The sequence below is a fragment of the Mycobacterium sp. Root265 genome (assembly GCF_001428895.1).
Classification (GTDB): domain Bacteria; phylum Actinomycetota; class Actinomycetes; order Mycobacteriales; family Mycobacteriaceae; genus Mycobacterium.
Map to the genome: position 1 here is coordinate 1 of NZ_LMJA01000003.1, position 24,578 is coordinate 24,578.

General features: G+C 65.7%; 27 protein-coding genes and 1 pseudogene. 14 read left to right on the forward strand and 14 right to left on the reverse strand.

Features of this window, described 5'->3' with window-relative positions; translation table 11 throughout:
* The 3 genes and pseudogenes from ASE48_RS05325 to ASE48_RS33790 form a co-directional block, all read left to right on the forward strand.
* Nucleotides 1–345 (forward strand): Zn-ribbon domain-containing OB-fold protein (locus ASE48_RS05325; protein WP_057166016.1); only part of this gene is annotated, 345 nt, incomplete at its 5' end.
* A complete protein-coding gene (locus ASE48_RS05330; RefSeq protein ID WP_057166017.1) occupies nucleotides 342–1,538 on the forward strand; it encodes a lipid-transfer protein in 1,197 nt (398 codons plus the stop codon). The genes ASE48_RS05325 and ASE48_RS05330, both read left to right, overlap by 4 nt.
* Nucleotides 1,539–1,559: 21 nt before the next feature.
* Nucleotides 1,560–1,676, forward strand: a pseudogene (locus tag ASE48_RS33790) (hypothetical protein); the annotation flags it as partial.
* A 26-nt stretch (nucleotides 1,677–1,702) separates the two neighbouring features.
* Here ASE48_RS33790 and ASE48_RS05335 read toward each other — a convergent pair.
* From ASE48_RS05335 to ASE48_RS05350, 4 genes are all read right to left on the reverse strand, one after another.
* Entirely contained in the window at nucleotides 1,703–2,275 is a 573-nt protein-coding gene (locus tag ASE48_RS05335) for a hypothetical protein (protein WP_057166018.1), read from the reverse strand.
* Nucleotides 2,272–2,928 (reverse strand): hypothetical protein, encoded by a 657-nt coding sequence (locus ASE48_RS05340; protein WP_057166019.1) that lies wholly within the window; start codon nucleotides 2,926–2,928, stop codon nucleotides 2,272–2,274. Before ASE48_RS05340 ends, ASE48_RS05335 begins: the two co-directional genes overlap by 4 nt.
* Nucleotides 2,929–3,004: 76 nt before the next feature.
* Nucleotides 3,005–3,412 carry a hypothetical protein gene (locus ASE48_RS05345; RefSeq protein ID WP_057166020.1) on the reverse strand — a complete coding sequence of 136 codons (408 nt, stop codon included), beginning with the start codon at nucleotides 3,410–3,412 and terminating at the stop codon, nucleotides 3,005–3,007.
* A complete protein-coding gene (locus ASE48_RS05350) occupies nucleotides 3,405–3,734 on the reverse strand; it encodes a hypothetical protein (RefSeq protein ID WP_057166181.1) in 330 nt (109 codons plus the stop codon). Before ASE48_RS05350 ends, ASE48_RS05345 begins: the two co-directional genes overlap by 8 nt.
* A gap of 189 nt (nucleotides 3,735–3,923) precedes the next feature.
* Between ASE48_RS05350 and ASE48_RS05355 the strand changes: the two genes are divergently transcribed.
* Nucleotides 3,924–4,427, forward strand: coding sequence for a hypothetical protein (locus ASE48_RS05355; protein WP_057166021.1), 504 nt, complete (start codon nucleotides 3,924–3,926; stop codon nucleotides 4,425–4,427).
* Between the two features lie 9 nt (nucleotides 4,428–4,436).
* Here the strand turns inward: ASE48_RS05355 and ASE48_RS05360 are convergent, their stop codons facing one another.
* The 8 genes from ASE48_RS05360 to ASE48_RS05395 are packed head-to-tail and all read right to left on the reverse strand — an operon-like array spanning nucleotide 4,437 to nucleotide 13,626.
* Nucleotides 4,437–5,969, reverse strand: coding sequence for an MCE family protein (locus tag ASE48_RS05360; protein ID WP_057166022.1), 1,533 nt, complete (start codon nucleotides 5,967–5,969; stop codon nucleotides 4,437–4,439).
* Nucleotides 5,969–7,186, reverse strand: coding sequence for an MCE family protein (locus ASE48_RS05365; RefSeq protein WP_057166023.1), 1,218 nt, complete (start codon nucleotides 7,184–7,186; stop codon nucleotides 5,969–5,971). The genes ASE48_RS05360 and ASE48_RS05365 overlap by 1 nt, the downstream gene beginning before the upstream one ends.
* Nucleotides 7,186–8,646, reverse strand: coding sequence for an MCE family protein (locus ASE48_RS05370; RefSeq protein ID WP_057166182.1), 1,461 nt, complete (start codon nucleotides 8,644–8,646; stop codon nucleotides 7,186–7,188). The genes ASE48_RS05365 and ASE48_RS05370 overlap by 1 nt, the downstream gene beginning before the upstream one ends.
* On the reverse strand, nucleotides 8,646–9,728 hold the full coding sequence (locus ASE48_RS05375) for an MCE family protein (protein WP_057166183.1): 1,083 nt from the start codon (nucleotides 9,726–9,728) through the stop codon (nucleotides 8,646–8,648). Before ASE48_RS05375 ends, ASE48_RS05370 begins: the two co-directional genes overlap by 1 nt.
* Nucleotides 9,728–10,759, reverse strand: coding sequence for an MCE family protein (locus ASE48_RS05380; RefSeq protein ID WP_057166024.1), 1,032 nt, complete (start codon nucleotides 10,757–10,759; stop codon nucleotides 9,728–9,730). The genes ASE48_RS05375 and ASE48_RS05380 overlap by 1 nt, the downstream gene beginning before the upstream one ends.
* Nucleotides 10,756–11,949 carry an MCE family protein gene (locus ASE48_RS05385; protein ID WP_057166025.1) on the reverse strand — a complete coding sequence of 398 codons (1,194 nt, stop codon included), beginning with the start codon at nucleotides 11,947–11,949 and terminating at the stop codon, nucleotides 10,756–10,758. Before ASE48_RS05385 ends, ASE48_RS05380 begins: the two co-directional genes overlap by 4 nt.
* Nucleotides 11,950–11,961: 12 nt before the next feature.
* Nucleotides 11,962–12,810 carry an MlaE family ABC transporter permease gene (locus ASE48_RS05390; RefSeq protein ID WP_057166026.1) on the reverse strand — a complete coding sequence of 283 codons (849 nt, stop codon included), beginning with the start codon at nucleotides 12,808–12,810 and terminating at the stop codon, nucleotides 11,962–11,964.
* 3 nt (nucleotides 12,811–12,813) lie between these two features.
* Entirely contained in the window at nucleotides 12,814–13,626 is an 813-nt protein-coding gene (locus ASE48_RS05395; protein WP_057166027.1) for an MlaE family ABC transporter permease, read from the reverse strand.
* 208 nt (nucleotides 13,627–13,834) lie between these two features.
* Here ASE48_RS05395 and ASE48_RS05400 point away from each other — a divergent pair, with 208 nt between their 5' ends.
* Entirely contained in the window at nucleotides 13,835–14,662 is an 828-nt protein-coding gene (locus ASE48_RS05400; protein WP_057166028.1) for an SDR family NAD(P)-dependent oxidoreductase, read from the forward strand.
* Nucleotides 14,663–14,717: 55 nt separating this feature from the next.
* Nucleotides 14,718–15,155, forward strand: coding sequence for a hypothetical protein (locus ASE48_RS05405; RefSeq protein ID WP_156409061.1), 438 nt, complete (start codon nucleotides 14,718–14,720; stop codon nucleotides 15,153–15,155).
* A gap of 119 nt (nucleotides 15,156–15,274) precedes the next feature.
* On the opposite strand, the gene ASE48_RS05410 is transcribed toward ASE48_RS05405, so the two are convergent.
* Complete coding sequence (locus ASE48_RS05410) at nucleotides 15,275–15,961, reverse strand: hypothetical protein (protein ID WP_156409062.1); 687 nt, start codon at nucleotides 15,959–15,961, stop codon at nucleotides 15,275–15,277.
* Between the two features lie 7 nt (nucleotides 15,962–15,968).
* On the opposite strand from ASE48_RS05410, the gene ASE48_RS05415 reads away from it, so the two are divergent.
* The 8 genes from ASE48_RS05415 (at nucleotide 15,969) to ASE48_RS05450 (ending at nucleotide 22,996) form a co-directional block, all read left to right on the forward strand.
* Nucleotides 15,969–16,859, forward strand: coding sequence for an Ig-like domain-containing protein (locus ASE48_RS05415; protein WP_156409063.1), 891 nt, complete (start codon nucleotides 15,969–15,971; stop codon nucleotides 16,857–16,859).
* A gap of 104 nt (nucleotides 16,860–16,963) precedes the next feature.
* Nucleotides 16,964–17,602 carry a VC0807 family protein gene (locus ASE48_RS05420; RefSeq protein WP_057166032.1) on the forward strand — a complete coding sequence of 213 codons (639 nt, stop codon included), beginning with the start codon at nucleotides 16,964–16,966 and terminating at the stop codon, nucleotides 17,600–17,602.
* Nucleotides 17,603–17,630: 28 nt separating this feature from the next.
* Nucleotides 17,631–19,952, forward strand: a complete 2,322-nt coding sequence (gene lon / locus ASE48_RS05425; protein WP_057166033.1) for an endopeptidase La — start codon at nucleotides 17,631–17,633, stop codon at nucleotides 19,950–19,952.
* Nucleotides 19,953–20,044: 92 nt separating this feature from the next.
* Nucleotides 20,045–21,067: an LLM class flavin-dependent oxidoreductase gene (locus tag ASE48_RS05430; protein ID WP_057166034.1), complete on the forward strand. Its 1,023-nt coding sequence runs from the start codon at nucleotides 20,045–20,047 to the stop codon at nucleotides 21,065–21,067.
* A gap of 2 nt (nucleotides 21,068–21,069) precedes the next feature.
* Nucleotides 21,070–21,546 carry an OsmC family protein gene (locus tag ASE48_RS05435; protein WP_057166184.1) on the forward strand — a complete coding sequence of 159 codons (477 nt, stop codon included), beginning with the start codon at nucleotides 21,070–21,072 and terminating at the stop codon, nucleotides 21,544–21,546.
* Between the two features lie 48 nt (nucleotides 21,547–21,594).
* A complete protein-coding gene (locus ASE48_RS05440) occupies nucleotides 21,595–21,984 on the forward strand; it encodes a nitroreductase family deazaflavin-dependent oxidoreductase (RefSeq protein ID WP_057166035.1) in 390 nt (129 codons plus the stop codon).
* A gap of 4 nt (nucleotides 21,985–21,988) precedes the next feature.
* Nucleotides 21,989–22,321 carry a TfoX/Sxy family protein gene (locus tag ASE48_RS05445; RefSeq protein ID WP_057166036.1) on the forward strand — a complete coding sequence of 111 codons (333 nt, stop codon included), beginning with the start codon at nucleotides 21,989–21,991 and terminating at the stop codon, nucleotides 22,319–22,321.
* Nucleotides 22,322–22,360: 39 nt separating this feature from the next.
* The gene (locus tag ASE48_RS05450; protein WP_057166037.1) at nucleotides 22,361–22,996 is read left to right on the forward strand and encodes a hypothetical protein; all 636 of its coding nucleotides are present in this window, start codon (nucleotides 22,361–22,363) and stop codon (nucleotides 22,994–22,996) included.
* A gap of 40 nt (nucleotides 22,997–23,036) precedes the next feature.
* Here ASE48_RS05450 and ASE48_RS05455 read toward each other — a convergent pair whose 3' ends face one another.
* The gene (locus ASE48_RS05455) at nucleotides 23,037–24,512 is read right to left on the reverse strand and encodes an acetyl-CoA acetyltransferase (RefSeq protein ID WP_057166038.1); all 1,476 of its coding nucleotides are present in this window, start codon (nucleotides 24,510–24,512) and stop codon (nucleotides 23,037–23,039) included.
* Nucleotides 24,513–24,578: the final 66 nt, after the last annotated feature.

Below are 24,578 nucleotides of genomic sequence, written 5' to 3' on the forward strand. Positions count from 1 at the left end.
GCGACCTATGTGTTCCCGCCGCGGGAGAACAACTGCCCCAACCCGGCCTGTGACAGCGACACCCTGGCGTTGGTCCCGCTGTCGCGGCGCGGCACCGTGTGGAGCTACACCGAAAACCGCTACGCACCACCCCCGCCGTATCCCTCCCCGGACCCCTTCGAACCGTTCGCCGTCGCCGCAGTCGAACTCGAAGAAGAAGGCCTCATCGTGCTCGGCAAGGTCGTCGAAGGCACCCTGGCCGCCGACCTCAAGGTCGGCATGCCCATGGAACTGACCACCATGGCCCTCTACACCGACGACGCGGGCGTCATCCGCACCACCCACGCCTGGAGGATCGCCCAATGAGTGAGCCCGTCTACATCCTCGGCGCCGGCATGCACCCCTGGGGCAAATGGGGACGCGACTTCACCGAATACGGCGTCGTCGCCGCCCGCGCCGCCCTGGCCGAAGCCGGACTGCACTGGCGCCAAGTACAACTCGTGGCCGGCGCGGACACCATCCGCAACGGCTACCCCGGCTTCGTCGCCGGCGCCACCTTCGCCCAAAAACTCGGCTGGAACGGCGTCCCGGTCACCTCCAGCTACGCCGCCTGCGCCTCCGGCTCCCAAGCCCTGCAATCAGCACGCGCCCAGATCCTGGCCGGCTTCTGCGACGTCGCCCTGGTCATCGGCGCCGACACCACCCCCAAAGGCTTCTTCGCCCCCGTCGGCGGAGAACGCAAAAACGACCCCGACTGGCAACGCTTCCACCTCATCGGCGCCACCAACACCGTCTACTTCGCCCTGCTGGCCCGCCGGCGCATGGACCTCTACGGCGCCACCGTGGACGACTTCGCCCAGGTCAAAGTCAAAAACGCCCGCCACGGCCTGAACAACCCCAACGCCCGCTACCGCAAAGAAGCCACCGTCGAAGACGTCCTGGCCTCCCCCGTAGTCTCCGACCCGCTGCGCCTGCTCGACATCTGCGCCACCAGCGACGGCGCCGCCGCACTCATCGTGGCCTCCAAATCCTTCACCGAAAAACACCTCGGCAGCCTCGCCGGTGTCCCCTCGGTACGCGCCGTCAGCCTGCAAAGCCCCCAATACCCCCAGCACCTCCCCGAACTACCCGATATCGCCACCGACTCCACCGCCGTGGTCCCCGGCCCCGAACGCGTCTTCAAAGACCAGATACTGGATGCCGCCTACGCCGAAGCCGGCATCGGACCCGAAGACCTCTCCCTGGCCGAGGTCTATGACCTGTCCACCGCCCTGGAACTCGACTGGTATGAACACCTCGGCCTGTGCGCCAAAGGCGAAGCCGAACAACTGCTGCGCTCCGGAGCCACCACCCTCGGGGGCCGCATCCCGGTCAACGCCTCCGGCGGGCTGGCCAGCTTCGGCGAAGCCATCCCCGCCCAAGCCATCGCCCAAGTCTGCGAACTCAGTTGGCAGCTCAAAGGCCAAGCCACCGGCCGCCAAGTCGAAAACGCCACCGTCGGCGTCACCGCCAACCAAGGCCTCTTCGGCCACGGATCCTCAGTCATCGTCGCGCGGTAGCGCTTGCGGGACAGGTGGTTNCTCAGTTGGCAGCTCAAAGGCCAAGCCACCGGCCGCCAAGTCGAAAACGCCACCGTCGGCGTCACCGCCAACCAAGGCCTCTTCGGCCACGGATCCTCGGTCATCGTCGCGCGGTAGCGCTTGCGGGACAGGTGGTTACGTGATCACACCGGGTCGAGCGCTGAGATCAGCCACTTTCCGTCGACCTTGGTCACGCTCACGACCACGCTGCTCGCAACAAGTGAAGGCTCAGGGCGGTCGCGACTGATCGTTTCCTGGTTGAGGAACACCAGTACTTTGGCGTTGTCGGGCTGCATCTCCATTACCGCCGAGTTCATCACCTGCGCGCTGGCCTTGATTCCTTTGTCCCGCACCGCCGGCGCCACCACATCGGTGGTGAACTTGCCGTAGTAGGTCAGGAATTCACCCGTCATCAAGGACTGCGCGCGTTCCATATCCCGGTCGAGCGTTTCGGGCGAGTAGGACAGCAGCGCGACCGTCGCCGATGACGCTTCATCCACCACAACCTGTTCAACCGCTGCACCCGTCTGCATGATCGGACGGAAGTCGTTGACGTACAGCGCCGCCGTCAGAACCGAAGCGATGAGTACCAATCCCCCGACGGCAATCCCTCTCCAGCGCACGACGACTCTCGATACGAGCGGTGCCGTATCAGCTTTCTTTCCAGCCGTTTCCGGGTCGTCGGCCACCTCAACCGTCATGTCACTGATCGTCACGGAACAAACTCCACCTTCGCCATCTTGATCTGATCACCCTCCCGCTGCAGGTCCACAGTGAGGCGCCAGCTTCTCGGTGCCTCGTCTGCGCCCGCCGCGTTGGTCACGGTGGATGAGACAGACACCAGCGCCACGGCAGAATCCACAGTGATCGACTCGACTGCCGCCGCGGTAGCGGTTGCCTTGGTGGTGACCTTGGCGTCTTTCGCCATCTTGATGAAATCGTCTGCCGCGCCTTCGAACTCCTGGCGGAACGAACCGGTCGAGTTGTCGACGATCCGCTGCACGCTTTCTTGAGGATTGTTGAAGTCGATGGACATCAGGGTCACCGCGGCCTGCCGTGCCGCGGCGACGAACTCGGCGCGGTTGCGATCGCCGGCCTGCACGTTGTGCCCCTGCTGGATCATGTATCCACTCGCGGTGAACAAGGCAACGCTGCCCAGCACAGCCAGGACGGTGGCGATCCGCGCCCATCGCAGCGTGGACAGCCGCAACCGGGCACGTGTGCGCCACGACGCGTCCGACGTGCCGCCGCGCTTATGCTGCAGCTGATCTACGCGAGCTCGCGCCTCGGCCGCCCGCCGCTCTGCTTCAACAACCTCGAGCTCGGCCTGGTCGGCCGTGAGGTCCGACGACGCTTCGGTTACCGACATACCGGCACGCTATTCCGAAGACCCGGCCGCCCCGGGGCACGTTCCCATCCAGTGGGCCACGTCACAGATCTGCCGGTCACCAGTGACGTATGGCGCAGAGTGCGCCTTTGGCGCCTTCTGCAGTCGCGACAACGACACCGTCGATCGCCAGCTCGCATCGAAACATCGGGTCCACGGGGTGCCGTCCGCTGGTGGCCGAGACCATGGCCCACCTGTCCGGATCGACCAATGCGGCTCGCAGGACCCAGGGCCGGTCGGGCCCCAGCTCGACGCTGACCTTCGGACTGAACATGTATGGGTTGTGGCTGTAGTCCGCCCAATTCGGCGGGTCGACATCGCGGAAATAGATGTCTGCAGACACTGGATTCGCGGTGGTCACGGTGTAGGTGACAGCACGAAGAGTCGGCGGGTCGGATTGGGCGGGAACGGCTGTCGCGAGCGCGGCGGCCCCGGCACACAACGCCGCGATGAATCTCCTATTCATCCCCGCGACCCCACAGTGCGCTCCCGTTCCGGGCATGGCAGCTGAGGAACAGGCCATCGGGCGCTTGCGCCACCCAGTTCTCGTAACCGGCGCAGCTGGCGCCGAGTTCCTTCACTCCGGCCATCGACGGCGAACGGAAGTATCGGGGCTCGTATCGGCGCGGTGAGCCGCAGAACACCATCCGGCCCCACGAGGTCGTTCCGAAGACGAAGGTGGCGGTGTCCGAGCAGGTCGCGCCGAGAATCACGCCGGGAGTGATACCCGGTGTGCATGTCGGACCGTCGCAGGTTGGTATGTCCGCCTGAGCCGGGGCGGACATCATCAGCCCAGCGGCCAGCGATACCGCCGCCAGCACCGCACTCTTTCGCACGTTCGGCACTCTGTCAGGAAGTGGGCAGCGTCGGACGAAGGTGGCCCACTCAGCGGACACGTTGGCGGCCGCCGTCTCGAGGCGGGTATTTACTTTGTGCGCTGCTGATTCCGGGCAGCAGGCCAGTCATAGGAGCAGGCAATGCTGCGTGTACCCGCAATCGTCCTCGCCGCCGCCATCACCGGCGCGGCGACGACGCCCACCGCACACGCCGACAATCCGGACTGGGGCCTCAACGGCACCTACACCGCGACCTCGAACGGGGAGTGGGCGCGTAAGAACGAGGTCTTTTACGACCAGGCCAGCCTACGCAGCACCTGGACAGTCGAGACTCAGTGCAGCTACCCCGGCGAGTGCACCGGCACCGTCGAAAGTGATTGGGGCTGGGCGGCGCCGATCTATCAAAAAAGCGGCGTCTGGTACGTCAAGCACACCGTCGACGGGTGGATCCCCTGCCCCGACGGCAGCACGGCACCCGGGCTGCAGGTGTTCCGCTTCAAGCCGATGACGCCCGAGGGCGCCAACTTCGATCTCACCTCGACCACTCTCGTGGGCGAGGACGTCACCACCGGGCCCAGCGGTGCCTGCGGCGTGAACAAACCGGTGTACATCAACATGCCGTTCAAGCTGGTCAAGATCACCTGACCAGCGAGATCATTTGGGCATCAACTCTTCCCAGCTCTGCGCGGCCGGCTGAACCAGATCTGGCTGGCTGTAGACCTTGCCGTCGGGGGCGGCGTACTGCCCGGTCGCAGTGTTGTAGGTCGCGAAGGCCACCGAGGGTCCGTCATCTCCTGTGGAGTGCGCGCTACTGGGAACCGCCGGTGCGGCACCTCCCTCGACAGGCGGGGGCACGACTTCGGCTGCCGCCGGTGGCGGCATCGGGGTTCCCGCCACGGGCCCGAAGATCTGCTCGTCGAGGGTGATTCGATCATCGGGGGGAACGCCCTGAGCGATCAGGCTGGGATCGATCGGGTACGGGCCGGTGGCGTGCTGACGCATGGCAAGCGGTTCATACGGGCGGTCACTCTCACAGATCTCGACCGTTGGCGCGCGCTTCCCGGGCTTGTCCATGCACGGGAAGTTCCTCGCCCCGCGCACGCCGATCGGGGAATCCTGGGGAAGCTTGCAGTACAGCCCGTCCGGGGTGTCCACATCGGTCAGGTCCGACGGCGAGCGCCACGAAGAGGGTGGCAGGAAGCCCACCGAACAGGCCGGAGGATCACCAAGGGTCAGGGTGAACTCCGACAATGCCATCCCGGTCGGGTTCTGCAGGGATGACCCGTAGGACTGGGTGGCTGCCAGATACGGCGGCAGAAGTACCAGGAGTTGCTCGATCGAGGGATGATAGGTGACGGCGATCTGGCCGACAGTGGTGAGATTGGCGAGCAGCACCGGCAGCGTCGGCTTGATCTGATTGAGCAGCCGCGACGCCTCATTCGCGGCACCCGAACCGGTCTGCAGGATTGTGCGCACTTCCTGGTCCCGGTCGGCGATCTGACCGGTGATGCCGGCCAGGCTCCGTGCCCATAACCGGATCGAATCGACCTTCTCGGCCTGACCGTCCAGCAACGGGCGGCCGTCCTCGATCAGGTCGCGGGCGTTGCCCGACGCATCGTTGAGCCCGGCCGCCAGCTCACCCGAGGCGTCGAACAGGGCGCCGAGATCATCGCCGGTTCCGTTGAGCGCCTTGAATGATTCATCGAGCAGGTCGCCGAGTTTTCCCGTCGGGACGCTGTCGACCAAGGCACTCATCTGATCGAGCATGGGCCCGACGGCTTGGGGCAGCGACGCATTCTCCACGGTGATGACCGAGCCGTCCTCCAGGTAGGGCTCGTCCTCGGTGCGGGGCACCAGATCCACGTACTGCTCACCGACGGCCGACACACTGCGGACATTGGCCTGAAGGTCGGCGGGGATCTTCGGTGACCGCTGCAGCGACATCGTCACCTCGGCGCCGGCGCGGGTGGGCCGGACCTCGGTGACCTTTCCGACCTCGACGCCCCGATAGGTCACGTTCGAGAATTGGTAGAGGCCGCCCGTCGCGGGAACCTGCAACGTGACCCCGATCCGCCCGAGACCGAGCAGCATCGGAGCCTGCAGGTAGACGAAGATCATCGTGCCGACGCCGATCACCGAGGCGATCGTGAAGATGATCAACTGGTTTCGGACGAAGCGTGTCAACATCAGTTGCCCCCTTCGATCGGCGCCATGGCATGGTCGACCGGCGCGGACTGGACCGGATCTGTCGGCGCGGCGTCGATCAGCGGCGGAATGGCGGCCACCTCGTTCGGAATCGGGGTGAAGGGCGCCGTCAGCGGATCGCGGGTATACGTCGAATACCAGGGATCGCCGGGGGCCGGAACCAGCGACGCATCAGGGTCTCCCCACCTGGTGCCCAGGAGCATCCCCTTTTTCAGTCGCGGAATCGTGAAGTCGAACACGATGAACTGATTCATGTAGTCGCCGCGGATACCGCGATCGATGAATTCCTGGGTGTAGGGGTAGGTCGGCAGGTAGGTCAGTGCCGTCGCCAGGTCGGGTCCCACATCGGCCAGTGCGCGCACCGTCGGTTCGAGGTTCCGGAGGTTGCGCACGATATCGGCCTGCGACTCGTCGATCAGTTGTGAGGCGGTATCGCTGAAGGTGCCCAGCTTCGTCAATGCACTGGTGATTCGGGGTCGCTGTTCGTTGAGTACGTCCAGTGCCGCCGGGATGCGGTTCAGTGCGTTTGTGAGCACACCACGCTGGCCGGCGAACGTCCCCGCGAGTCGATTCAGCGCCGAGATCGTCGCGATGATGTTGTCTTTCTGGCTGTCCAGCAGACCGATCACCGTGTTCATCCGGGTGAGCAGGTCGCGGATCTGGACTTGGCGGCCGTCGAGTGCAGCGTTGAAATTGCGGACGATGTCACCGATCTGAGTGAGTCCGCCACCGTTCGCCACCACCGACAGGGAGGAGAGCGTCTCTTCGGTCGAAGGGTAGGTCGACGCCCTGTTCAAAGGAATCGTGGCGCCCGGCTCCAACCGGCCCGCGGGCTCCTGGCCCAACGGCGGATCGAGCGCCAGATGCATCGACCCGAGCAGGCTCGTCTGGCCCACGGTGGCTATGGCGTTCGCCGGGACCACTGCGCCGGGCTTGACGGAGATCTCGACGTTGGCAGTCCAGTTGTCCACCGTCATCCTGCGGACCGTTCCGATGACGACATCGTCGACCATGACAGGCGAATTGGATTCAAGAGTAGCCACATTGGCGATCTGCACCCGGTAGGTCGTCGCGTCCGACGCGGTACCCACGGTGCCGGGCAAGGGCAGTGAGTTGATGCCGTCAAACGAGCACCCGGACGTCACCAGCACCGCGCAACAGGCGATCGCGGCTGACCTGCGCGTTGCCTTCGGTGTCATCACGGAGTGCCTCCTGGATGGGGTGCCGCGACGCCGGCCTCGGCGGGGAGCAGCAGTTCCGTCAGGTTGGACGCAGCAGGTGCCGGCGGCGGCACGGGCACACCGGGCGGGACGGGCGCACCCGGATAGAGCGCAGGCGTGCGGGCAGCCGGAAGTCCGTTCGGGGCATACGCGCCCGGCGGCTGCGGTGGATCGCTCCAGCCCGGCGGTGGCGGCACATCGCCGGCGCCGGTGTAGGCCGATACGGCAGGTGCTATCTCGGCCGGGAGGGGGGCTGCACCGCTACCGCCGGGCGCCAGGTTCGGATCGGAATAGATCACGTTCTTCGGCGCCGGCCCCAGATAGGCGTTGAACGGGAATGGCAGATGGTTGAAGTTCATCAGCCGCAGCGCGGGCCCCAGATACTGCGCGCAGGCCTTGCCCGACTCTGCGGCGGTGACGTTCTCGACGGCCGCGATCGCCGAACAGACCGTCGCGACGGGGTTGGAGAAGTTGTTCATCGCAAACGATCCGCGGGGGCCGCCGGAATCGGGGTTGTAGATGTTGTAGCCGTTGACCAGAGCGTTCGGCGCCGCGTGCAGAATGTTCTTGACCGCCATGCTGTTGTCGGAGAGCACCTGCGTCACATTTGCGAGACGTTCGATCTGCTCCGCGGTCTGGTCACGCGACCCGGCGACAAAGCGCTGGACTTTACCGACGGCCGTGGACAGCTCCTTGATGGCCGAATCCAGATCGCCACGACTGCCGTCGACCACACTGGTCACGTCGGCGAGACGATCCTGAAATTGCACGATCTGGGTGTTGCTGTCACGCAGGGCGGTGACGAACACCTGGAGGTTCTTGATGACATCGACGATGTCTCCGCTGCCCTCACCGAGAATTCTGCCGACATCTGACAGCTGGGTGATGGTCTCGCGCAGCCGATCCCCGTTGCCCGCCATGGCATCTGCCGTGCTGTCGATGAAGCGTCCCAACGAGGTGTCCGCTACGCCGCTGGCCGGGCCGAGTTCGGCTGCGAGCCGGGTCAGTTGCTCCTTGATGTCGTCCCACTCGACCGGGATCGCCGTGCGGTCCTCGCCGATCTCGGCACCATCTGACATGGTGGCACCGCTGGACTCCGGTGACGCGCCGTAGGCGGGTGTCAGCTGCACATAACGGGCAGAGACGAGGTTGGGCGCCACGATGATGGCGTTGGCGTCCGCCGGCACCGGGACATCGCGGTCGACCTTCAGCGTGACCCGGGTCCGGGTGCCCAGCGGTTCGATCGCGTCGATGGTGCCGACGCGGACGCCGACGACACGGACCTCATCGCCGGGGTAGATGGCGGTCGCGGACGTGAAGTAGGCAGTGATCGTCTTCGGGCTCAGGAACTGCCGATAGGCAACGAAGCCGAGGCCGGCTACCAGGGTCGCGACAATCGCGACGACGGTCACCTTTCTGGTCCGCGGACCGAGAGCCATCATCGCGAACCTCCGGGGATGCCGTTGTAGGGGAACGGGAATTCCGCGCGGGGGCCGGCGTTGTCCGGTGGTTGCCCCGCGTCGACACCGCGACGGAACCCGAGTGCGTAGTCGAGAAACGGCTGAATAGCCGGTCCCGGCAGCAGGTTGGATGCGAAACCGTAGTAGTAGAACCCGTTGTTGACCGCTTCACCCTGGGTCAGCTGGTACTTGGCCAGGCCGTTGAGCGATTTGGTCAGATTGTCCCGATTGCGTTCGAGCACCTCCGAGACACGGTTGAGCTGTTCGAGGGTCGGTGCAAGTTCCTGCTCGTTCTCGTCGACCAGGGCGGATAACTGCTGAGCCACTGCTGTGGTGTTGGCGAGCAGGTTGACGATCGCGTACCGACGATCCTGCAGCACGCCGAGCAGATCGTTGGCGTTCAGTAGCAAGCTGTTCACCTGTTGACTTCGTTCCGAGAGTATTCCGGTGACATCGGCAGCGGTGGAGAGCAGACCGCTCAGCGACTCGTTGCGGCTGTTCAGCGATTTCGACAGCCGGCTCACACCGTCGAACGTCGGGCCCAGCTGCGGCGCAAGACGTTCGACGGTCTCCGACAGCACATCCAGCGATTGGTTGATGGCAGCAGTATCGGTCTCGGCGGTATTGGCGGTGAACTCATTGAGCGCCTCCGTCAACGAGTACGGAGACGACGTGCGCGCCAACGGAATCACTCCGAGGGCCCGCATGCGGTCGTTGCCACGCGGCTCGACCACCAATACCCGCTCGCCGAGCAATGTGCCGATGCCGATCTGCGCGATGGTGTCTGTGCCGAGTCGAACCTTGCTGTTGACGGCGAAGGTCACCAACGCCGCTCCCTTGTCGAGTTCGACATCGGACACGGTGCCGACGGTGACACCGGAGATCTTGACGTTGTTACCGGCGGTCAGTCCGCCTGCTTCGGCGAAGACGGCCTGGTACCGAACCGAGGTGGCCATGGCCACCAACTGCTGGGGCTGTAACCCAACAGCGATGATCAGCACGATCAGCACCAGTCCGATGAATCCTGAACGCACCAGGGATGATTGACGATATTTCAGCATCAGGGTTCCCCGCACCTTCCGGTGTTCTGGATGACCCATGGGAAGTGGGCTGTACGTCCCTGCAGATCGGACACTCGAATCGAGATTCCACAGAGATAGAGATTCAGCCAGCTCCCATAGGAGCCGAGCCGGACCAGTTTCCGGTAGTTCTGCGGGGTCTTCTGCAGGACGAGGTCGAGACGGGCCAGGTCGGTGTCGTTGGCCAGCAGCGGGGCAAGTCGGGTGAGCTGGTCCACGGTGCCCGACAACGGCGGGCGCGCCTCGGTGAGCAGGCCTGCCAGCGAGGCTGTCCCGTTGTCCAGTGCGGTGACGGCCTCACCGATCGGGTCGCGCTCCTGCGCGAGGCCCGTGACCAGACGCTCCAGCCCGTCCACCGCGCCGGAGAACTTCTCGCCGTCCTTGGACAGCACGGTCAGTGTGTCATTGAGATTGTCGATGAGGCTCTCCACGGTCTGCCCGTTGTCGGCCAACGCGTTGGTGAATGACGATGTCCGAGCGAATAACGACTCCAGGTCACCGCCCTGGCCCTGCAGGATCTGGATCAGCGAACTGGTCAGCGCATTGACATCGTCGGGGTTGAGTCCTTGGATGACCGGTTTGAGACCGCCGAGCAGAAGATCGAGGTTCAGCGCCGGTTCGGTCTGATCGACCCCGAATCGCGTGCCGGGTGGCCGGATTCTGGTCGATCCAGGTTGATCGAGGAGTTCCAGGTAACGGTCACCGACCAGGTTCAGATAGCGCACGGCCACCTTGGTGTTCTCGGTGAGGCGGATGTTGTCATCCGCGTCGAAAGCGACCAGGACAGTGTTGTCCGACTGCAGGTCGACATCTTGCACCGTGCCTACCCGAATCCCGGAGATCCGCACCGAGTCACCGGATTTGAGGCTCGATGCATCCCGGAACAGAGCCGAGTAGCCCACGGTGGATCCTGATCGATATTGACTGAAGATGGCGAAGAGCCCTGCGGTCAACACGACCATCGTGAGGGCGAATGCTCCGAACTTGATTGCCGTCCTGGTCATTGCACTCATCCGGGTTGTCCGACCTGCGCGGAGTTGCGGGGAGGCCCGTCAATCGGGCCGAACAGTGCCTGTTTGAGGCCGTCGGAGTTCAGCAGGATCCCTTCATTGCCGTACTGGGCAGGGTTGGCGTTGACATCGGCGATCACGAACGGCGGGCTCTTCTGGAAGGGCACCTTGGGGAGGTCGGTGCACTGCGGTCCGCCGGTGGCCGCCACCTTGGGCAGGTTCTGCGGATAGCGGTAGCGTTCCTGACCGAGGACGATCGTCTGGAGGAGCACGCCACCGGGCAACGGCGTACCTGGTGCTTTGGCCAACTGCACCGCGCCGCCGAGCCCGCAGGTCAACGCCGGGTTGTATTCGTTGGTCAAATCGGTGGTCGGGACGAGCAGGTGCATGACGTCGGTGATCGCCTGTCGGTTGACACCGACCACTTCGGTCCCGGTGTCGGCCAGGCCGATGACGCTCACCAGCAGCGCGTCGAGGTTTTGCCGTTCGTCGACCAGCGTGTCGCTCATCTGCGTTGCGGCGTCGACGGTGGTGATCAGATCAGGGGATGCATCGGCGTAGGCGGTGATGACCTCGGGTGCCGTGCCGATCTCGTGCTCCATGGTCGGCAGACTCGGGTCGATCTTGGCGAGAAACCCGTCGAAATCCGCCAGCATCTGGCCGATCTGGTCGCCCCGGCCGTCCAGCGCGGTGGCCAATGCACCCAGGGTCTCGTTGAGTTTGGTGGGTTCGATCTTCTTCAATACGGTCGACAGCTGTTCGAAGACCGTGTTGATCTCGACGGTGACATGGCCGGCGTCGAGCACTTGTCCAGGACGCAGCGCCTGCGCCGAGGGGTCTGGCGGAGACACCAGTTCCACGAATTTCGAGCCGAAGACCGTGGTGGACGAAATGTCCACCCGAACGTTGGCGGGGATGATCTCCATATACGACGGATCCATGGCCAGGTGCAGCGCGGCACGGCCGTCGTTGAGAGATTCGATCGATTGAACCGAACCTACCTGCGCACCATTGAGTTTGACCTTGGCATCGGCGTTCATCACCAGACCCGCGCGTTCGGACAGCACGGTGACCGGAACCGTCGTGGTGAAGCTCCCCCGGAACAATCCGACCGAGAGTGCGACGACAGCCAGGCCCACGCCCACCGTCACCAGGCCCACGAGGGGACGTCTGACTTTCGAACTGATCGCCATCTGCGTTCCGCCCTATCCCGACAGGTTGAAGTTGCCGTGGGAGCCGTAGATCGACAGGGACACCAGCAATGTCACGGAGATCACGACGATCAGGGATGTTCGGACGGCGTTGCCCACTGCGACGCCGACACCGGAAGGTCCACCGCTGGCGAAGTACCCGAAGTAGGTGTGCACCAGCAGCACCGCGATCGCCATCAGGATCGCCTGCAGGAAAGACCACAGCAGATCAACCGGGTTGAGGAACGTCGAAAAATAGTGGTTGTACAGGCCCGCCGACTGCCCGAACAACCCCACCGTGGTCAGCTTGCTGGCCATGAACGACAGAATCACCGCGATCGAGTAGAGCGGCGTGATGGCGATCATGCCGGCGATGATGCGGGTGCTCACCAGGTACTCGACGGGACGAATTGCCATGGCATCCAATGCGTCGATCTCTTCATTGATCCGCATGGCACCCAATTGGGCCGTGACGCCGGCGCCGAATGTGGCAGCCAGGCCGATGCCGGCGACGACGGGCGCCGAGATCCGGACGTTGATGAATGCCGCCAGGAATCCGGTCAGAGCTTCGATCCCGATGTCACCCAACGAGCTGTAGCCCTGCACGGCCAGGGTGCCGCCGGCGGCCAGGGTGAGGAACCCGACGATCACCACCGTCCCGCCGATCATCGCCAGCGTGCCTGCGCCCATGCTGATCTCGGCAACGAGACGGATGACCTCACGCCGGTAATGGACAACTGCATGCGGCACACCGGCCAGCGAGCGGCCGTAGAACATCGTGTGATCACCGATTCTCCCCAGGGTGCTCACGGGTCTGTTCAGTTCCCGCGCAAGGTGCGGGCGGAGCGTTCGTGTGGGGGTCATCGGCTAGTCCGATGTCATCTGGATGCCGATGGCCGTGACCAGAACATTCACCACGAACAGCGCCATGAAGGCGTACACCACGGTCTCGTTGACGGCGTTCCCCACTGCTTTCGCTCCCCCGCCACTGATCATCAGACCGCGGTAGCAGGCCACCAGGCCGGCGATCAGCCCGAACAACCCGGCCTTCACGCACGAGATGATCACCTCGGGTACACCTGTCAGCAGCGTGATGCCGGCAGCGAACGCACCCGGGTTGACGCCCTGGATGAAGATGGAGAAGACGTAGCCACCCAGGATTCCGATGATGACGACGAGACTGTTGAGCAGCAGCGCCACCAGTCCCGAGGCGAGCATCCGGGGTGTGACCAAACGCTGCACGGGGTTGATGCCCAGCACCTCCATGGCATCGATCTCCTCGCGCACCGTTCGCGATCCGAGGTCGGCGCACATCGCCGTCGCGCCGGCACCGGCGACGATCAGCACGGTGACCATGGGTCCCACCTGGGTGACGGCGCCAAAAGCCGCACCCGCTCCCGACAGGTCCGCCGCTCCCAATTCGCGCAACAGGATGTTCAGCGTGAAGCTGACCAGCACGGTGAACGGAACCGCGACGAGGATTGTCGGCATCAACGACACCCGGGCCACGAACCAGGACTGCTCCAGGAATTCCCGGCCCTGAAAAGGGCGCTGGAACAGAAACTTGACGGCATCGGCGGACATGGCCAGCAGACCGCCGATGGCGCGCATCGGTCCCGGAGCGCCCGCTCTGAAGACCGGCAATCCGGAGGACCAGCGGTCCTGAGTCTTGCTCACCATGTACCGAAGGACCCTCCACGACTGGCTCTGACGAACCTCACAAGCGACCTGTCGGCACGCTGACCACAGAACGGTGACAGCCATGCATGATGTGGGACACACCGCGTCCCATCCACCGGGAACCATCACACCGGCCGAGGCCAGTTGCACGGGAACGTGATTCCTGTCGATACGTGTAAGCGTTCATCCACCCGCAAGGAGCTGTGCTGTGTCTGTATCCACCCCACCGTCGCCCGACCTCTCGCGTTATGCCGAGCGGCGCGTCCTGATCACCGGTGGCGGTTCGGGTATCGGTCAGGCGTGCGTGCTGCGGATCCTCGCCGAGGGTGGCCGCGTGGTCGCCGCCGATATCAGTGCAGAGGGCTTGAGCGACACCATCGACAAAGCGGGCGGATCTGCGGCGCGGCTTTCGCCTCTGGTGATGGATATCGGCGACGAAGCATCGGTGCGGACCGGCGTCGCGGAGGCGATCTCGGTTCTCGGCGGACTGGATACTGTTGTCAACGCGGCAGGCATCCTGCGGTCATCGCACCTTGCAGAGACCACGCTCGCAGACTTCGAGCAGGTGCTCCGCGTCAATCTCGTCGGGACTTTCCTGGTCACGCGAGAGGCCCTCGGGGCGTTGCGGACGGGCAACGGCCCGGCAGTGGTCAACTTCAGTTCGACCTCAGCCCACTTCGCGCACCCGTACATGGCGGCCTATGCGGCTTCCAAAGGCGGCGTGCTGTCGATGACGCACGCCTGGGCATCGGAGTTCGCCAAGGCCGGCATTCGGTTCAATTGCGTTCAGCCCGGATCGATCTCATCCGGGATGACTGACGGCACGGGTGCCGCGAGGCAGAGTATCGGCCCTGGTCTGCCCGAGGACGCCGACTTCGGCCTGTTCGGCAAGGTCGCACCGATGTTGCCGCTGGCCGACGGCGCAATCTTTGCCAAGCCGGATGCAGTCGCCGGAGTCGTGGCGATGTTGGGAAGCGACGATGCGTACTTCATCACGGGCACGGAGGTCCGGATCGACGGCGGATCGCACATGTAGCGCGCCTGTTTCGGACGGCGTCGCGAGGAAAGGGATCGGTATGAAGGTCGCGAGAATGGTGTACGTATGTGCTGCGCTGGCGGTGGCCACCCTGGTGGGTCCGCCCGCAAGCCAGGCAGAGGCGTTCTTCGCCAACTATCAACTGATCATTCCGGAGCGATACGATTTTCACACGTGGACCTGGGCAATTACACACTGCATCCCAGCTGCGGAGAATTGCGCCACTGTCAACGCGATCCCGATGCCGGTCGCCAAGGCGTTCGAGTACATCGGCGATGCCCGATTGGCCGACGGCCGGTACACGCTGACCGTCGACGTCCCGGACGGATTACGTTGCGGCAACCTGTATTACGGTCCGGTCGTCCCCACGCGGGATGTCTACTTCTGGGATGCGGTGACGCTACAGGGCATCCTCACATCGTCATTCGCGGAGGGCTGCGACGGGGCGCCGGGTGGCCCGTTCACCTACCCGTTCTCACTGGTGCGGCTGTGACGACGGACAACGTCCATTCACCGGAACATGCAGTGCACTAAGTCGTTTCAACACTTCATTGTGGTGGTGATCACACCTCACACTGAAGGGTCCTCGATGATGCCACGAGCCATATCCACTCAGACGCAGACCGAAGGTAGAACGACACGGTCGCAACAGATGTCGCGCATCACCAAGACCACCGCTCGGGTCGGTGGATACGGGGGCGCCGCGGTGTCCGCGTGGCTGGTAGCCGCGGTGGCCACCGGATACGGCATCTCTGCCGCCGACGACTCGTCGTCGGCTACATCCTCCGACAACACGTCAGCCTCCTCGACCGCCGAGCCGGCGCCATCGGCGACCAGCACCACCCAGCGGAGCGGGCCGAAGCGGCCCATGACGGCTTCGACTCGAAAGACGCACCCCAGGTCGGCGACGACGGGCTCACCATCATCGCGGACCGGCGTCGCCGCATCGGTGACGAGCCTGCAGGAGCCAGCCGACTCGGAGCCGAACCCGGCGCCGGCCGGCGATCCGGTCACTTCGTCGGCCTCGCCGGTCACCGGCAGGACTGAGCCCGCCACGTCTCGGCGGTCAGCGATGACGGCCCGTTCCTCGGCGGCCGCCGGAGCTGCACGCCGCCTGACCGCGGTTCCGACTCCTTCGGCACCGCTGGAGAGCAACACGAGCGCCATCACCACCTCGGTCGCAACCTCCCCCGGGTCGCCCGCGGCCCAGTCGACAGCTCCTGTCGCGTTGTCCACCACCACGACAACGAAACTCGCGCTGCCCGCGGCGCTCCCGACATCGGGACCGCTGGCCATCATCAACAAGATGGTGACCGGATTCTTCAACGCGGTCCTGGGCCCCGTCATCGGTTCGTCGCCGACGACCCCGTCCGGGCAATCGCCGTTCGCCTGGGCCCTGTTGGCCTTCGTGCGGCGCGGATTCTTGAACAAATCACCGGTCATCACGTCCGTGCAGATCGGCGAGCAGAGCGCCACCGGTGTCATCACCGGCAACATCGACGCCGTCGATCCCGATGAACTCGGCAAGACGGTCCAGATTCGCTCGAGCGTCTATGCCGGGGCCGCCGTACCGACCGACTGCGGCTGCGCGCCGGAACCCGGCCTGATCGGACTGTCGTTCACCAACCCGGCGATCCTCGGCGGAGCGCCGGGCGACAACTGGCATGCTCCAGCCGCGGTGGACAATACCTGCGCTTACCTGAACCCCGAGGACTACAGCGTCGCCTTCTACCGCGGAACCGAGACGGGTGAGGTGACCATCGACGGCCTCGGAACCGGTGTTGTCGCCCTCAGATTCGAGGGCACGCTGCTGGAAGGCGGCGCAAGCGAGCAGTCTTTCGCGACATTGGTGCCAGAACTCGGTACAGGCGACCTCAGGGGCGTGACCGGAACAGTGACCAGCGTGAGCAGCTTCAACCCTGACGGCTCACTCAACGGCGTACTCACCGGGACCGTTGTCCGGCCCGAGGTGCGCTATATCGTCGTCGGATCGCCCACACACGGGACGGTGACAGTCGACGAGCTCACCGGATCGTTCACCTACACGCCCGATTCCGAGTTCGCCGCGCAGGGCGGGACGGATTCGTTCAAGGTGGTGGCGACCGACAATCGGCTCAACCTGCTGAAGTTGTTCACGCCCCACAACGGCGATCCCGTGAAGACGATCAATCTCAACGTCGTCGGCACCGTGGTCTGAGCTGTCGCCACCTGGGCCAGTGCTCGGTGGCGACGGTGTTCTCATGTCGAAAATGCAGAACCACCCACAGCGAATTGCCAGTGCCGCGTTCTAGCGTCGGCGCGATGAGCGAGGGGCAAGCGCCACGACCGGCCCTGCGTCCGATCCTGCTCGGAGTTCTGCTCGATATCGGGCCGCCGCTGGGCGCCTACTACGGTCTGCGTGCCGCGGGGTTGTCCGATTACATCGCACTGCTGACCGCGACGGTGCTGGCCGGGATCAAGGTGAGCGTCGACGCCATCAGAGCCCGCCGGCTCGACCCGTTCGCCGGCTACCTGATGCTCAACTTCGGCCTGAGTCTGGCGGTGGGACTGGTGACGTCCGACGCCCGGATGCTGATGGTGGGCGACACGCTGGTCGGCGGGATCGGCGCGTTGATCTTCCTGGGCAGCTGTGTCGTCGGTAGGCCGCTCACCCAGGTGGTGGCCGAACGCCTGCACGGCGCACCGGAACCCGGCGAGCAGGACTTCACCCGCCGCGTCCACATTCTGCTCTCAGCGATGTGGGGAGTCGGCCTGCTGTTCGGCATGTTAGTCAGTCTGGCGATCATCTTTTCGCTGTCCGTGGACGTCGGGAAGGGCGTGAACACCGTGGTGTCCCTGGCGTTGACCGGGTTGCTGATCCTGGCGACGGCGGTGGTGGCCAGGCGGGCGCAGGCGATGCGGACGACTCTTGAGGAACAAAAGACCGCCCCCCTGAGTTGAGTGCATCAGAATCAACTTTGGAGGATTGATGTCTGAACCCATCTCCGTCCCGGTCTTGTTCGTCAGCGAGCCCATCCTGCTGCCTGGAATGGTGGTGCCCATCGAGCTCGACGACGCCGCCCGGGCCGCGGTCGACGCTGCCCAGTCCAGCGACTCGGGCCAGCTGCTGATCGCCCCTCGCCTGGACGACCGGTACCCCACCTATGGTGTGCTCGCCTCGATCGTGCAGGTCGGGCGCATTCCCGGCGGTGGCGCGGCCGCCGTCGTCAAGGGCGAACGACGCGCCCACATCGGCACCGGGACCACCGGACCGGGTGCGGCGCTCTGGGTCGAGGTCACCGAGGTGGCCGACGCCGAGTCGACCGAGGAAACCCGCGCACTGGCCGCCGAGTACAAGAAGCTGCTGCTGGCGATGCTGCAGCGGCGCGAGGCCTGGCAGATCGTCGACGTGGTCAACAAGATCACCGACCCGTCCGCCGTGGCCGACACCGCCGGCTACGCGTCGTACCTCACCGATGTGCAGAAGCGTGAACTGCTGGAGACCGAGGACGTGTCGCAGCGGCTGCGCCAGCTCATCGAATGGACCGGCGAGCACCTGGCCGAGGTCGAGGTCAACGACAAGATCGCTGAGGACGTCCGTTCCGGTATGGACAAGCAGCAGAAGGAATTCCTGCTGCGCCAGCAACTCGCCGCAATCCGCAAGGAACTGGGCGAGGGTGAACCGGAAGGGTCGGACGACTACCGGGCCCGCGTCGAGGCGGCCGACCTTCCCGAGAAGGTCCGCGAGGCTGCCCTGCGTGAGGTCGGCAAGCTGGAACGCTCCAGCGACCAGAGCCCCGAGGGCGGCTGGATCCGTACCTGGCTGGACACCGTCCTGGAGCTGCCGTGGAACGTCACCACCGAGGACTCGGCCGATCTGAAGGCGGCCCGCGAGATCCTGGATGCCGATCACCACGGGCTGGACGACGTCAAGGACCGCATCGTCGAGTACCTGGCCGTGCGGGCCCGACGGGCGCAGCGCAACATGTCGGTCGTCGGCGGCCGCGGCTCCGGCGCCGTCATGGTGCTCGCCGGTCCGCCCGGTGTCGGTAAGACCTCGCTGGGTGAATCGGTGGCACGGGCTTTGGGCCGCAAGTTCGTTCGCGTCGCCCTCGGCGGTGTGCGCGACGAGGCCGAGATCCGCGGTCACCGGCGCACCTACGTCGGCGCGCTGCCCGGCCGTATCGTGCGGGCCATCGGCGAGGCGGGTTCGATGAACCCCGTCGTGCTGCTCGACGAGATCGACAAGGTCGGCTCGGACTACCGCGGCGACCCGTCGTCGGCCCTGCTCGAGGTGCTGGACCCGGCGCAGAACCACACGTTCCGGGACCACTACCTGGAGCTGGATCTGGACCTCAGCGATGTGGTGTTCCTGGCGACGGCCAACGTCATCGAGAACATCCCGTCGGCGCTGCTGGACCGGATGGAACTGATCCAGATCGACGGCTACACCGAGGACGACAAGGTGGCCATCGCGCGGGATTACCTGCTGCCCAGGCAGGCCGAACGGGCGGCGCTGACCTCTGACGAGGTGACGCTGACCGATGCGGCACTGCGCAAGATCGCCGCGGACTACACCCGCGAACCGGGCGTGCGGCAGTTCGAGCGGTTGCTGGCCAAGGCGTTGCGCAAGGTCACCACGAAGCTGGCTTCGTCGACCGAGGCGTTGACCATCGATGAGCCCGATCTCGTTGAGTACCTGGGCCGTCCGCGGTTCACGCCGGACTCCGACGAGCGCACCGCGGTGCCGGGCGTGGCGACCGGACTGGCCGTGACCGGGCTGGGTGGCGACGTGCTCTACATCGAGGCCGGGGCCGTGGATGCCGAACCGGGGTTGAAGCTGACCGGCCAGCTGGGCGATGTCATGAAGGAGTCCGCGCAGATCGCGCTGTCCTACGTGCGGGCCCACGCCGAGCAGTTGGGTGTCGACCCGAAGGCCCTGGACCGCCAGATCCACGTGCACGTGCCCGCGGGTGCCATCCCCAAGGACGGTCCGTCGGCCGGCGTCACCATGGTGACGGCCCTGGTCTCGATGGCCACCGGGCGACAGGTCCGCGGTGACGTCGGCATGACCGGTGAGGTCACGCTGAACGGCCGGGTGCTGCCGATTGGCGGGGTCAAGCAGAAGTTGCTTGCCGCGCAACGGGCAGGGCTGAAGACGGTGTTCATCCCGCAGCGCAACGAACCGGACCTCGACGAAGTCCCGGCCGAGGTGCTGAAGGCCCTGGAGGTCAGGCCGATGACCGATGTCGCCGAGATCGTCGCGCTGGCACTGGAGCCGGCGGCTGAAGCGGCGACCGTCGCCGCCTGACAACCAAATACCGCGAGCAGACACAAATGGCCCCAGATCCAGTGGATTTGTGGGCCATTTGTGTCTGCTCGCGCAGAGAAAGGTGACGCCCGATGCCACGACGCGGTGAACGGCTGCGCAAGCTCGGTTTCCTGACCATCGGCCGTTTCGACGCCGACAATCCACGGCCCGGCATCGAGGAGACCCTGCAGGTCATCGAGCACGCCGAGGACCTCGGCTTCGACAGCGTGTGGCTGCGATGCCGGCATCTGCAGCCGGGCATCTCCTCGCCGGTGACCATCATGGCCGCCGCCACGCAGCGCACCTCGCGCATCGAGCTCGGCACCGCGGTGATTCCGCTGGGCCTGGAGAACCCGCTGCGGCTGGCCGAGGACCTCGCCACCGTCGACCTGCTCTCCGGCGGGCGGATCAATCCCGGCGTATCGGTGGGCACCCCGATGCTCTACGACCACTACAAGACCGCCCTGTACCCCGACACGCACATGAGCGAGGACTTCTCCAAGGAGCGGGTGTCCCGGCTGCTGCGCGCCCTGCGCGGCGAACCGGTCAGCGACTTCGAAGGCACCGTCGGTATCGAGCAGTTCACCAACCGGGTCCAGCCGCACTCCCCCGGGCTGGCCGGACGCCTCTGGTACGGCGGCGGACGGGAGTCGGCGGTCTGGGCCGGCCGGCAGGGCATCAACTATCTGACCAGTTCGGTGGTCAGCACGGAGGGCACCGAATCCCGCGATTTCGCCACCATTCAAGCCGAGCAGATCGACGCCTACCGCGCCAGCCATCCCGACCCCGAAAAGGCGCGGGTGTCACAGGGTTTGGTGGTCATCCCGACCGATTCGGCCAGCAACGACCAGGTGCAGCGCTACCGCGACTACGCCGCGAGCCGGTTCGAGCGGACCACGACACCCCAGGGTCCCCGCGGCATGATGTTCTCCCCCGATTACGTCGGCCCCTCCGACGAACTCGCCGACCAGCTGTTCGCGCACGCCGGTTTCCAGCGCGCCGACGAGATCACCTTCGCGTTGCCATTCACGTTCGCCGCCGAGGACTACACGCAGATCATCGGCGATATGGCCGCCCGACTCGGACCCGCCCTGGGGTGGGCTCCTACCGTGTGAACATGGCCGACAAGACCCATCACTACGAACTCGACATCACCTGGACCGGCAATACCGGCTCCGGCACCAGCGGCTACCGCGACTACGAACGCGCCCACGACATCAGCGCACCGGGCAAACCCACGATCCCCGGCACCGCCGACCCCGCGTTCCGGGGCGTGCCCGAGCGCTGGAACCCCGAGGAGCTCCTGGTGGCGTCGCTGTCGCAGTGCCACATGCTGTGGGTCCTGGCGTTGTGCGCCCAGGCCGGTGTCACGGTGACCGGCTACACCGACCAGCCGTCGGGCACCATGGCCCAGACCGCTGACGGCGGAGGCTATTTCACCGAAGTCGTGCTGCGCCCGACCGTGCACATCACCGATGCGCACCAGGCCGAGACACTCACCGAGATCCACGAACGCGCGCACGAACTCTGTTTCATCGCCAACTCGGTCAATTTCGAGGTCCGCTGTCAACCGCGGGTCGTCGCCCAGGTCTGAGAGTCGGCCACCGCCTAAACTCGACTGACCAGCGACCCGGGGAGCCCGATGACCGACTTCAACACCGCCAAGCGCCGCGTCGTGCACGCGGTGCAGCGCCGCGTCGTCAACCCGATCGGGCGCAAGCTGCCCGTCACCATGCTGGAGACAACGGGCCGCAAATCCGGTCTGCCACGGCGCACCGCGGTCGGCGGACGGGTCATCGACGGCCAGTTCTGGATGGTATCCGAGCACGGTGAGCACTCGCACTACGTGCAGAACATCAAGGCCAATCCGGCTGTCCGGGTACGTATCCGCGGACGGTGGCGCACCGGCACCGCGCACCTGCTGCCCTCCGATGACCCCATTGCCCGGCTGGCCCATCTGCCCCAGCTCAACAGCTCCATGGTCCGGGTGATGGGCAGCGACCTGCTCACCGTTCGCGTCGATCTGGACTAGGCCGATGGCCTACGACGAAGACCTCGCCGAGCGGATCCGGGAACTGCTCGCGACCACCGCCGGCATCGACGAGAAACGCATGTTCGGCGGTCTGGCCTTCCTCGTGCACGGGCATATGGCCGTCTGCGTGTCCGGCCACGGGGGTCTGATGGTGCGCGTGCCAGCCGAGGAGACCGCCGCGCTTCTCACCCGCGCGCACGTCGAACCGATGGTGATGGCGGGCAGGGAAACTCGTGGCTGGATCCGGGTCGCGGCGGCCGGTGTGACCACCAAACGCCAACTACAGCCGTGGGTGACCCGCGGCCTCGGGTACGCATCGGGCCTGCCGCCCAAGTAGGACCGGTTAGCCCTCGAAGCCCCGGGGTATGCCCACCCCATGGCAGGCTCCTCCACATCGATCAGCCGCCTGCTCAAGCAGGCGGGCACCACCTACGCCGACGAGGCCGGCATCACGCTGGACAACAAACCCAAACCGCTGTTCCAGCTGCTGAACCTGACCATGCTGGCCAGCAAGCCCATCGCCGCTTCGGTCGCGGTGGCCGCGGCACGCGAACTGTTCGGCAGCGGACTTCGCACGCCCGCAGACGTGCTGCGCGCCGACCGGCCGACCATGATCAAGGCCTTCGGCCGTGCCGGTTACGCCCGGTACGACGAGAGCTCGGCGACCCGGCTCACCGAAATCGCCACCGCGGTGCAGGACCGCTACTCCGGTGACCTGCGCAATCTGGCCGACGAGGCGGGGCACGACGTCCGCGCCGCTGCTCGGGCCCTGCAACAATTCGACGGTATCGGCCCCACCGGAGCCGATATCTTCCTGCGGGAAGCGCAGAACGTGTGGCCCTGGGCGCAACCGTATTTCGACAAGCGGGCGCTGAAGACCGCACGCGAGCTGGGATTGCCCGGCGAACCCGACGAGTTGCTCGCGCTGTCCAAGGGAAGGCCGGCCGAACTGGCCGCCGCACTGGTGCGCGTCTCTCTCGACGACGAACTACGCGAACAGGTGTCCGCGTAAACCCTTGACCAGGGTCGTCGCAGCGCCCGCAGTGTCGTCGTCAGCCCAGCGTGGCGGTGCCGTCGGCGTGCACGGTGACCTTGGCACCGGCGATGTCCTCGGCGACGCTGGCCGCGGCCTCGGAGCGGTCGTTGAGTACCGCCAGGGCACGGGTGTCCGCCGGTGTCCAGACCGCCAGGTAGGCCTTTTCCGGCGCCCCTTCGCGGTCGAACGGTGTCGTCCAGGTTTCGACGGTGCCGACACCTTCCCATTCGACCTCGGCGGCGCGGGTCGGTTCGGCGTCGACGCTGGATTGCACGTCTTCCCAACGGAACCCGTCGGTGGGCGGCTGGGTGCCGTAGACGCCGAAGCTGTGTTTGGTGAGGTAACCGCCGTTGGCCGTGATCAGGCCGACCGCCCCGGGCGCCGCGGTCAGACGCTCGGCCATGGTGGCGATGGAATGGGTGACGTAGTTGTTCCACGGTCCGCCGGCGAAGGTCAGGCCACCGGTCACGGTCAGCGGGCGCTGCGGATCATCGAGTGCCAGGCCGAGTTCGTTGGCCGCCACCTGCACCGCGGACGGGAAGCACGAGTAGACGTCGACCAGACCGATGTCGTCGACGCCCAGCCCGGCGAGTTCCAGTGCCCGCTTGCCGCCGATGCGGATGGCCGGCGACCCGTGGAACTCGGCGCGGTGGCTGATCTCGTAGGTGTCGTGTGCGTCGGTGCCCGCGTACGGGAAAACCCAACGCTCCTGCGGGATCTGAAGATAGGTGGCCTTCTCCGCCGACATCAGGATCAGGGCCGCGCCCTGATCGACCATGTTGTTGGAGTTCATCAGCTTGGTGTACGGGGCGCTGATCATCCGGTTCTTCGGCCCGGGCTGAGCGATCTCCTCGGCGGTGAGCGCCTCCTGGTTCCAGGCGTGCGGATTGCCGGTGGCGACCGCGCTGAACCGGGACCACAGCGCACCGATGCGCTGCTGGTGGTCCTGCGGGGTGGCGCCCGCCGCGATCCGTAACGCCTGCTCGAACATCGGGTACACGAACGCCGGTCGGTCCAGATGGATGCGCAGCTCGCCCGGTCCGGCCAGCTGGAATTCGTCGTCGGAACCGGGCGCCGGCGGAACCGACTCGTCCTGCTTGGTACCGACCAGCTTCTCACCGCGCGCACGCAGCCGGGTGCGCGAGCGCCACGTCTCGCCGCCGCTGATGAGCACCACATCGTTGCGGCCCTGCTGGATATCCAGGCAGGCCTGGTTCACCAGCGACTGCGGCACGTTGCCGCCGATCGGTGTGTACCGGGTGGCCGCGTCCTGGGCGCCGATGCGCTGCGCGAGCAGCAGACCCGGATCGCGGTAGCGCCAGGACAGCAGGTTGACCACGCGCACCGAGTCCACGGCGGCGAGCACCCGGGGGTCGGCGGCGGCGCGGGCGGCGGCCTCCATCAGATCCACGGGTTCGGTCGTCGAACTCTCGTCGCGCTGGTTGACCTGTCCGTACCCGACGAGCACCGGGGTTCTGGGGTCGATGGTCACTGTGTGGTCCTCTCCACGAGCGTGCGGAAACTTGGTGTCGCGCGCGGCGTGTCAGGCAACAGACAC

Coding starts and splice junctions, on each gene's coding strand:
- ASE48_RS05330 (WP_057166017.1), top strand. CDS start 342: ATGAGTGAGCCCGTCTACATCCTCGGCGCCGGCATGCACCCCTGGGGC.
- ASE48_RS05340 (WP_057166019.1), bottom strand. CDS start 2,928: ATGTCGGTAACCGAAGCGTCGTCGGACCTCACGGCCGACCAGGCCGAG.
- ASE48_RS05345 (WP_057166020.1), bottom strand. CDS start 3,412: ATGAATAGGAGATTCATCGCGGCGTTGTGTGCCGGGGCCGCCGCGCTC.
- ASE48_RS05350 (WP_057166181.1), bottom strand. CDS start 3,734: ATGATGTCCGCCCCGGCTCAGGCGGACATACCAACCTGCGACGGTCCG.
- ASE48_RS05355 (WP_057166021.1), top strand. CDS start 3,924: ATGCTGCGTGTACCCGCAATCGTCCTCGCCGCCGCCATCACCGGCGCG.
- ASE48_RS05360 (WP_057166022.1), bottom strand. CDS start 5,969: ATGTTGACACGCTTCGTCCGAAACCAGTTGATCATCTTCACGATCGCC.
- ASE48_RS05365 (WP_057166023.1), bottom strand. CDS start 7,186: ATGACACCGAAGGCAACGCGCAGGTCAGCCGCGATCGCCTGTTGCGCG.
- ASE48_RS05370 (WP_057166182.1), bottom strand. CDS start 8,646: ATGGCTCTCGGTCCGCGGACCAGAAAGGTGACCGTCGTCGCGATTGTC.
- ASE48_RS05375 (WP_057166183.1), bottom strand. CDS start 9,728: ATGCTGAAATATCGTCAATCATCCCTGGTGCGTTCAGGATTCATCGGA.
- ASE48_RS05380 (WP_057166024.1), bottom strand. CDS start 10,759: ATGAGTGCAATGACCAGGACGGCAATCAAGTTCGGAGCATTCGCCCTC.
- ASE48_RS05385 (WP_057166025.1), bottom strand. CDS start 11,949: ATGGCGATCAGTTCGAAAGTCAGACGTCCCCTCGTGGGCCTGGTGACG.
- ASE48_RS05390 (WP_057166026.1), bottom strand. CDS start 12,810: ATGACCCCCACACGAACGCTCCGCCCGCACCTTGCGCGGGAACTGAAC.
- ASE48_RS05395 (WP_057166027.1), bottom strand. CDS start 13,626: ATGGTGAGCAAGACTCAGGACCGCTGGTCCTCCGGATTGCCGGTCTTC.
- ASE48_RS05405 (WP_156409061.1), top strand. CDS start 14,718: ATGGTGTACGTATGTGCTGCGCTGGCGGTGGCCACCCTGGTGGGTCCG.
- ASE48_RS05410 (WP_156409062.1), bottom strand. CDS start 15,961: ATGATGGCCAGCGGTCCCGATGTCGGGAGCGCCGCGGGCAGCGCGAGT.
- ASE48_RS05415 (WP_156409063.1), top strand. CDS start 15,969: ATGGTGACCGGATTCTTCAACGCGGTCCTGGGCCCCGTCATCGGTTCG.
- ASE48_RS05420 (WP_057166032.1), top strand. CDS start 16,964: ATGAGCGAGGGGCAAGCGCCACGACCGGCCCTGCGTCCGATCCTGCTC.
- lon (WP_057166033.1), top strand. CDS start 17,631: ATGTCTGAACCCATCTCCGTCCCGGTCTTGTTCGTCAGCGAGCCCATC.
- ASE48_RS05430 (WP_057166034.1), top strand. CDS start 20,045: ATGCCACGACGCGGTGAACGGCTGCGCAAGCTCGGTTTCCTGACCATC.
- ASE48_RS05435 (WP_057166184.1), top strand. CDS start 21,070: ATGGCCGACAAGACCCATCACTACGAACTCGACATCACCTGGACCGGC.
- ASE48_RS05440 (WP_057166035.1), top strand. CDS start 21,595: ATGACCGACTTCAACACCGCCAAGCGCCGCGTCGTGCACGCGGTGCAG.
- ASE48_RS05445 (WP_057166036.1), top strand. CDS start 21,989: ATGGCCTACGACGAAGACCTCGCCGAGCGGATCCGGGAACTGCTCGCG.
- ASE48_RS05450 (WP_057166037.1), top strand. CDS start 22,361: ATGGCAGGCTCCTCCACATCGATCAGCCGCCTGCTCAAGCAGGCGGGC.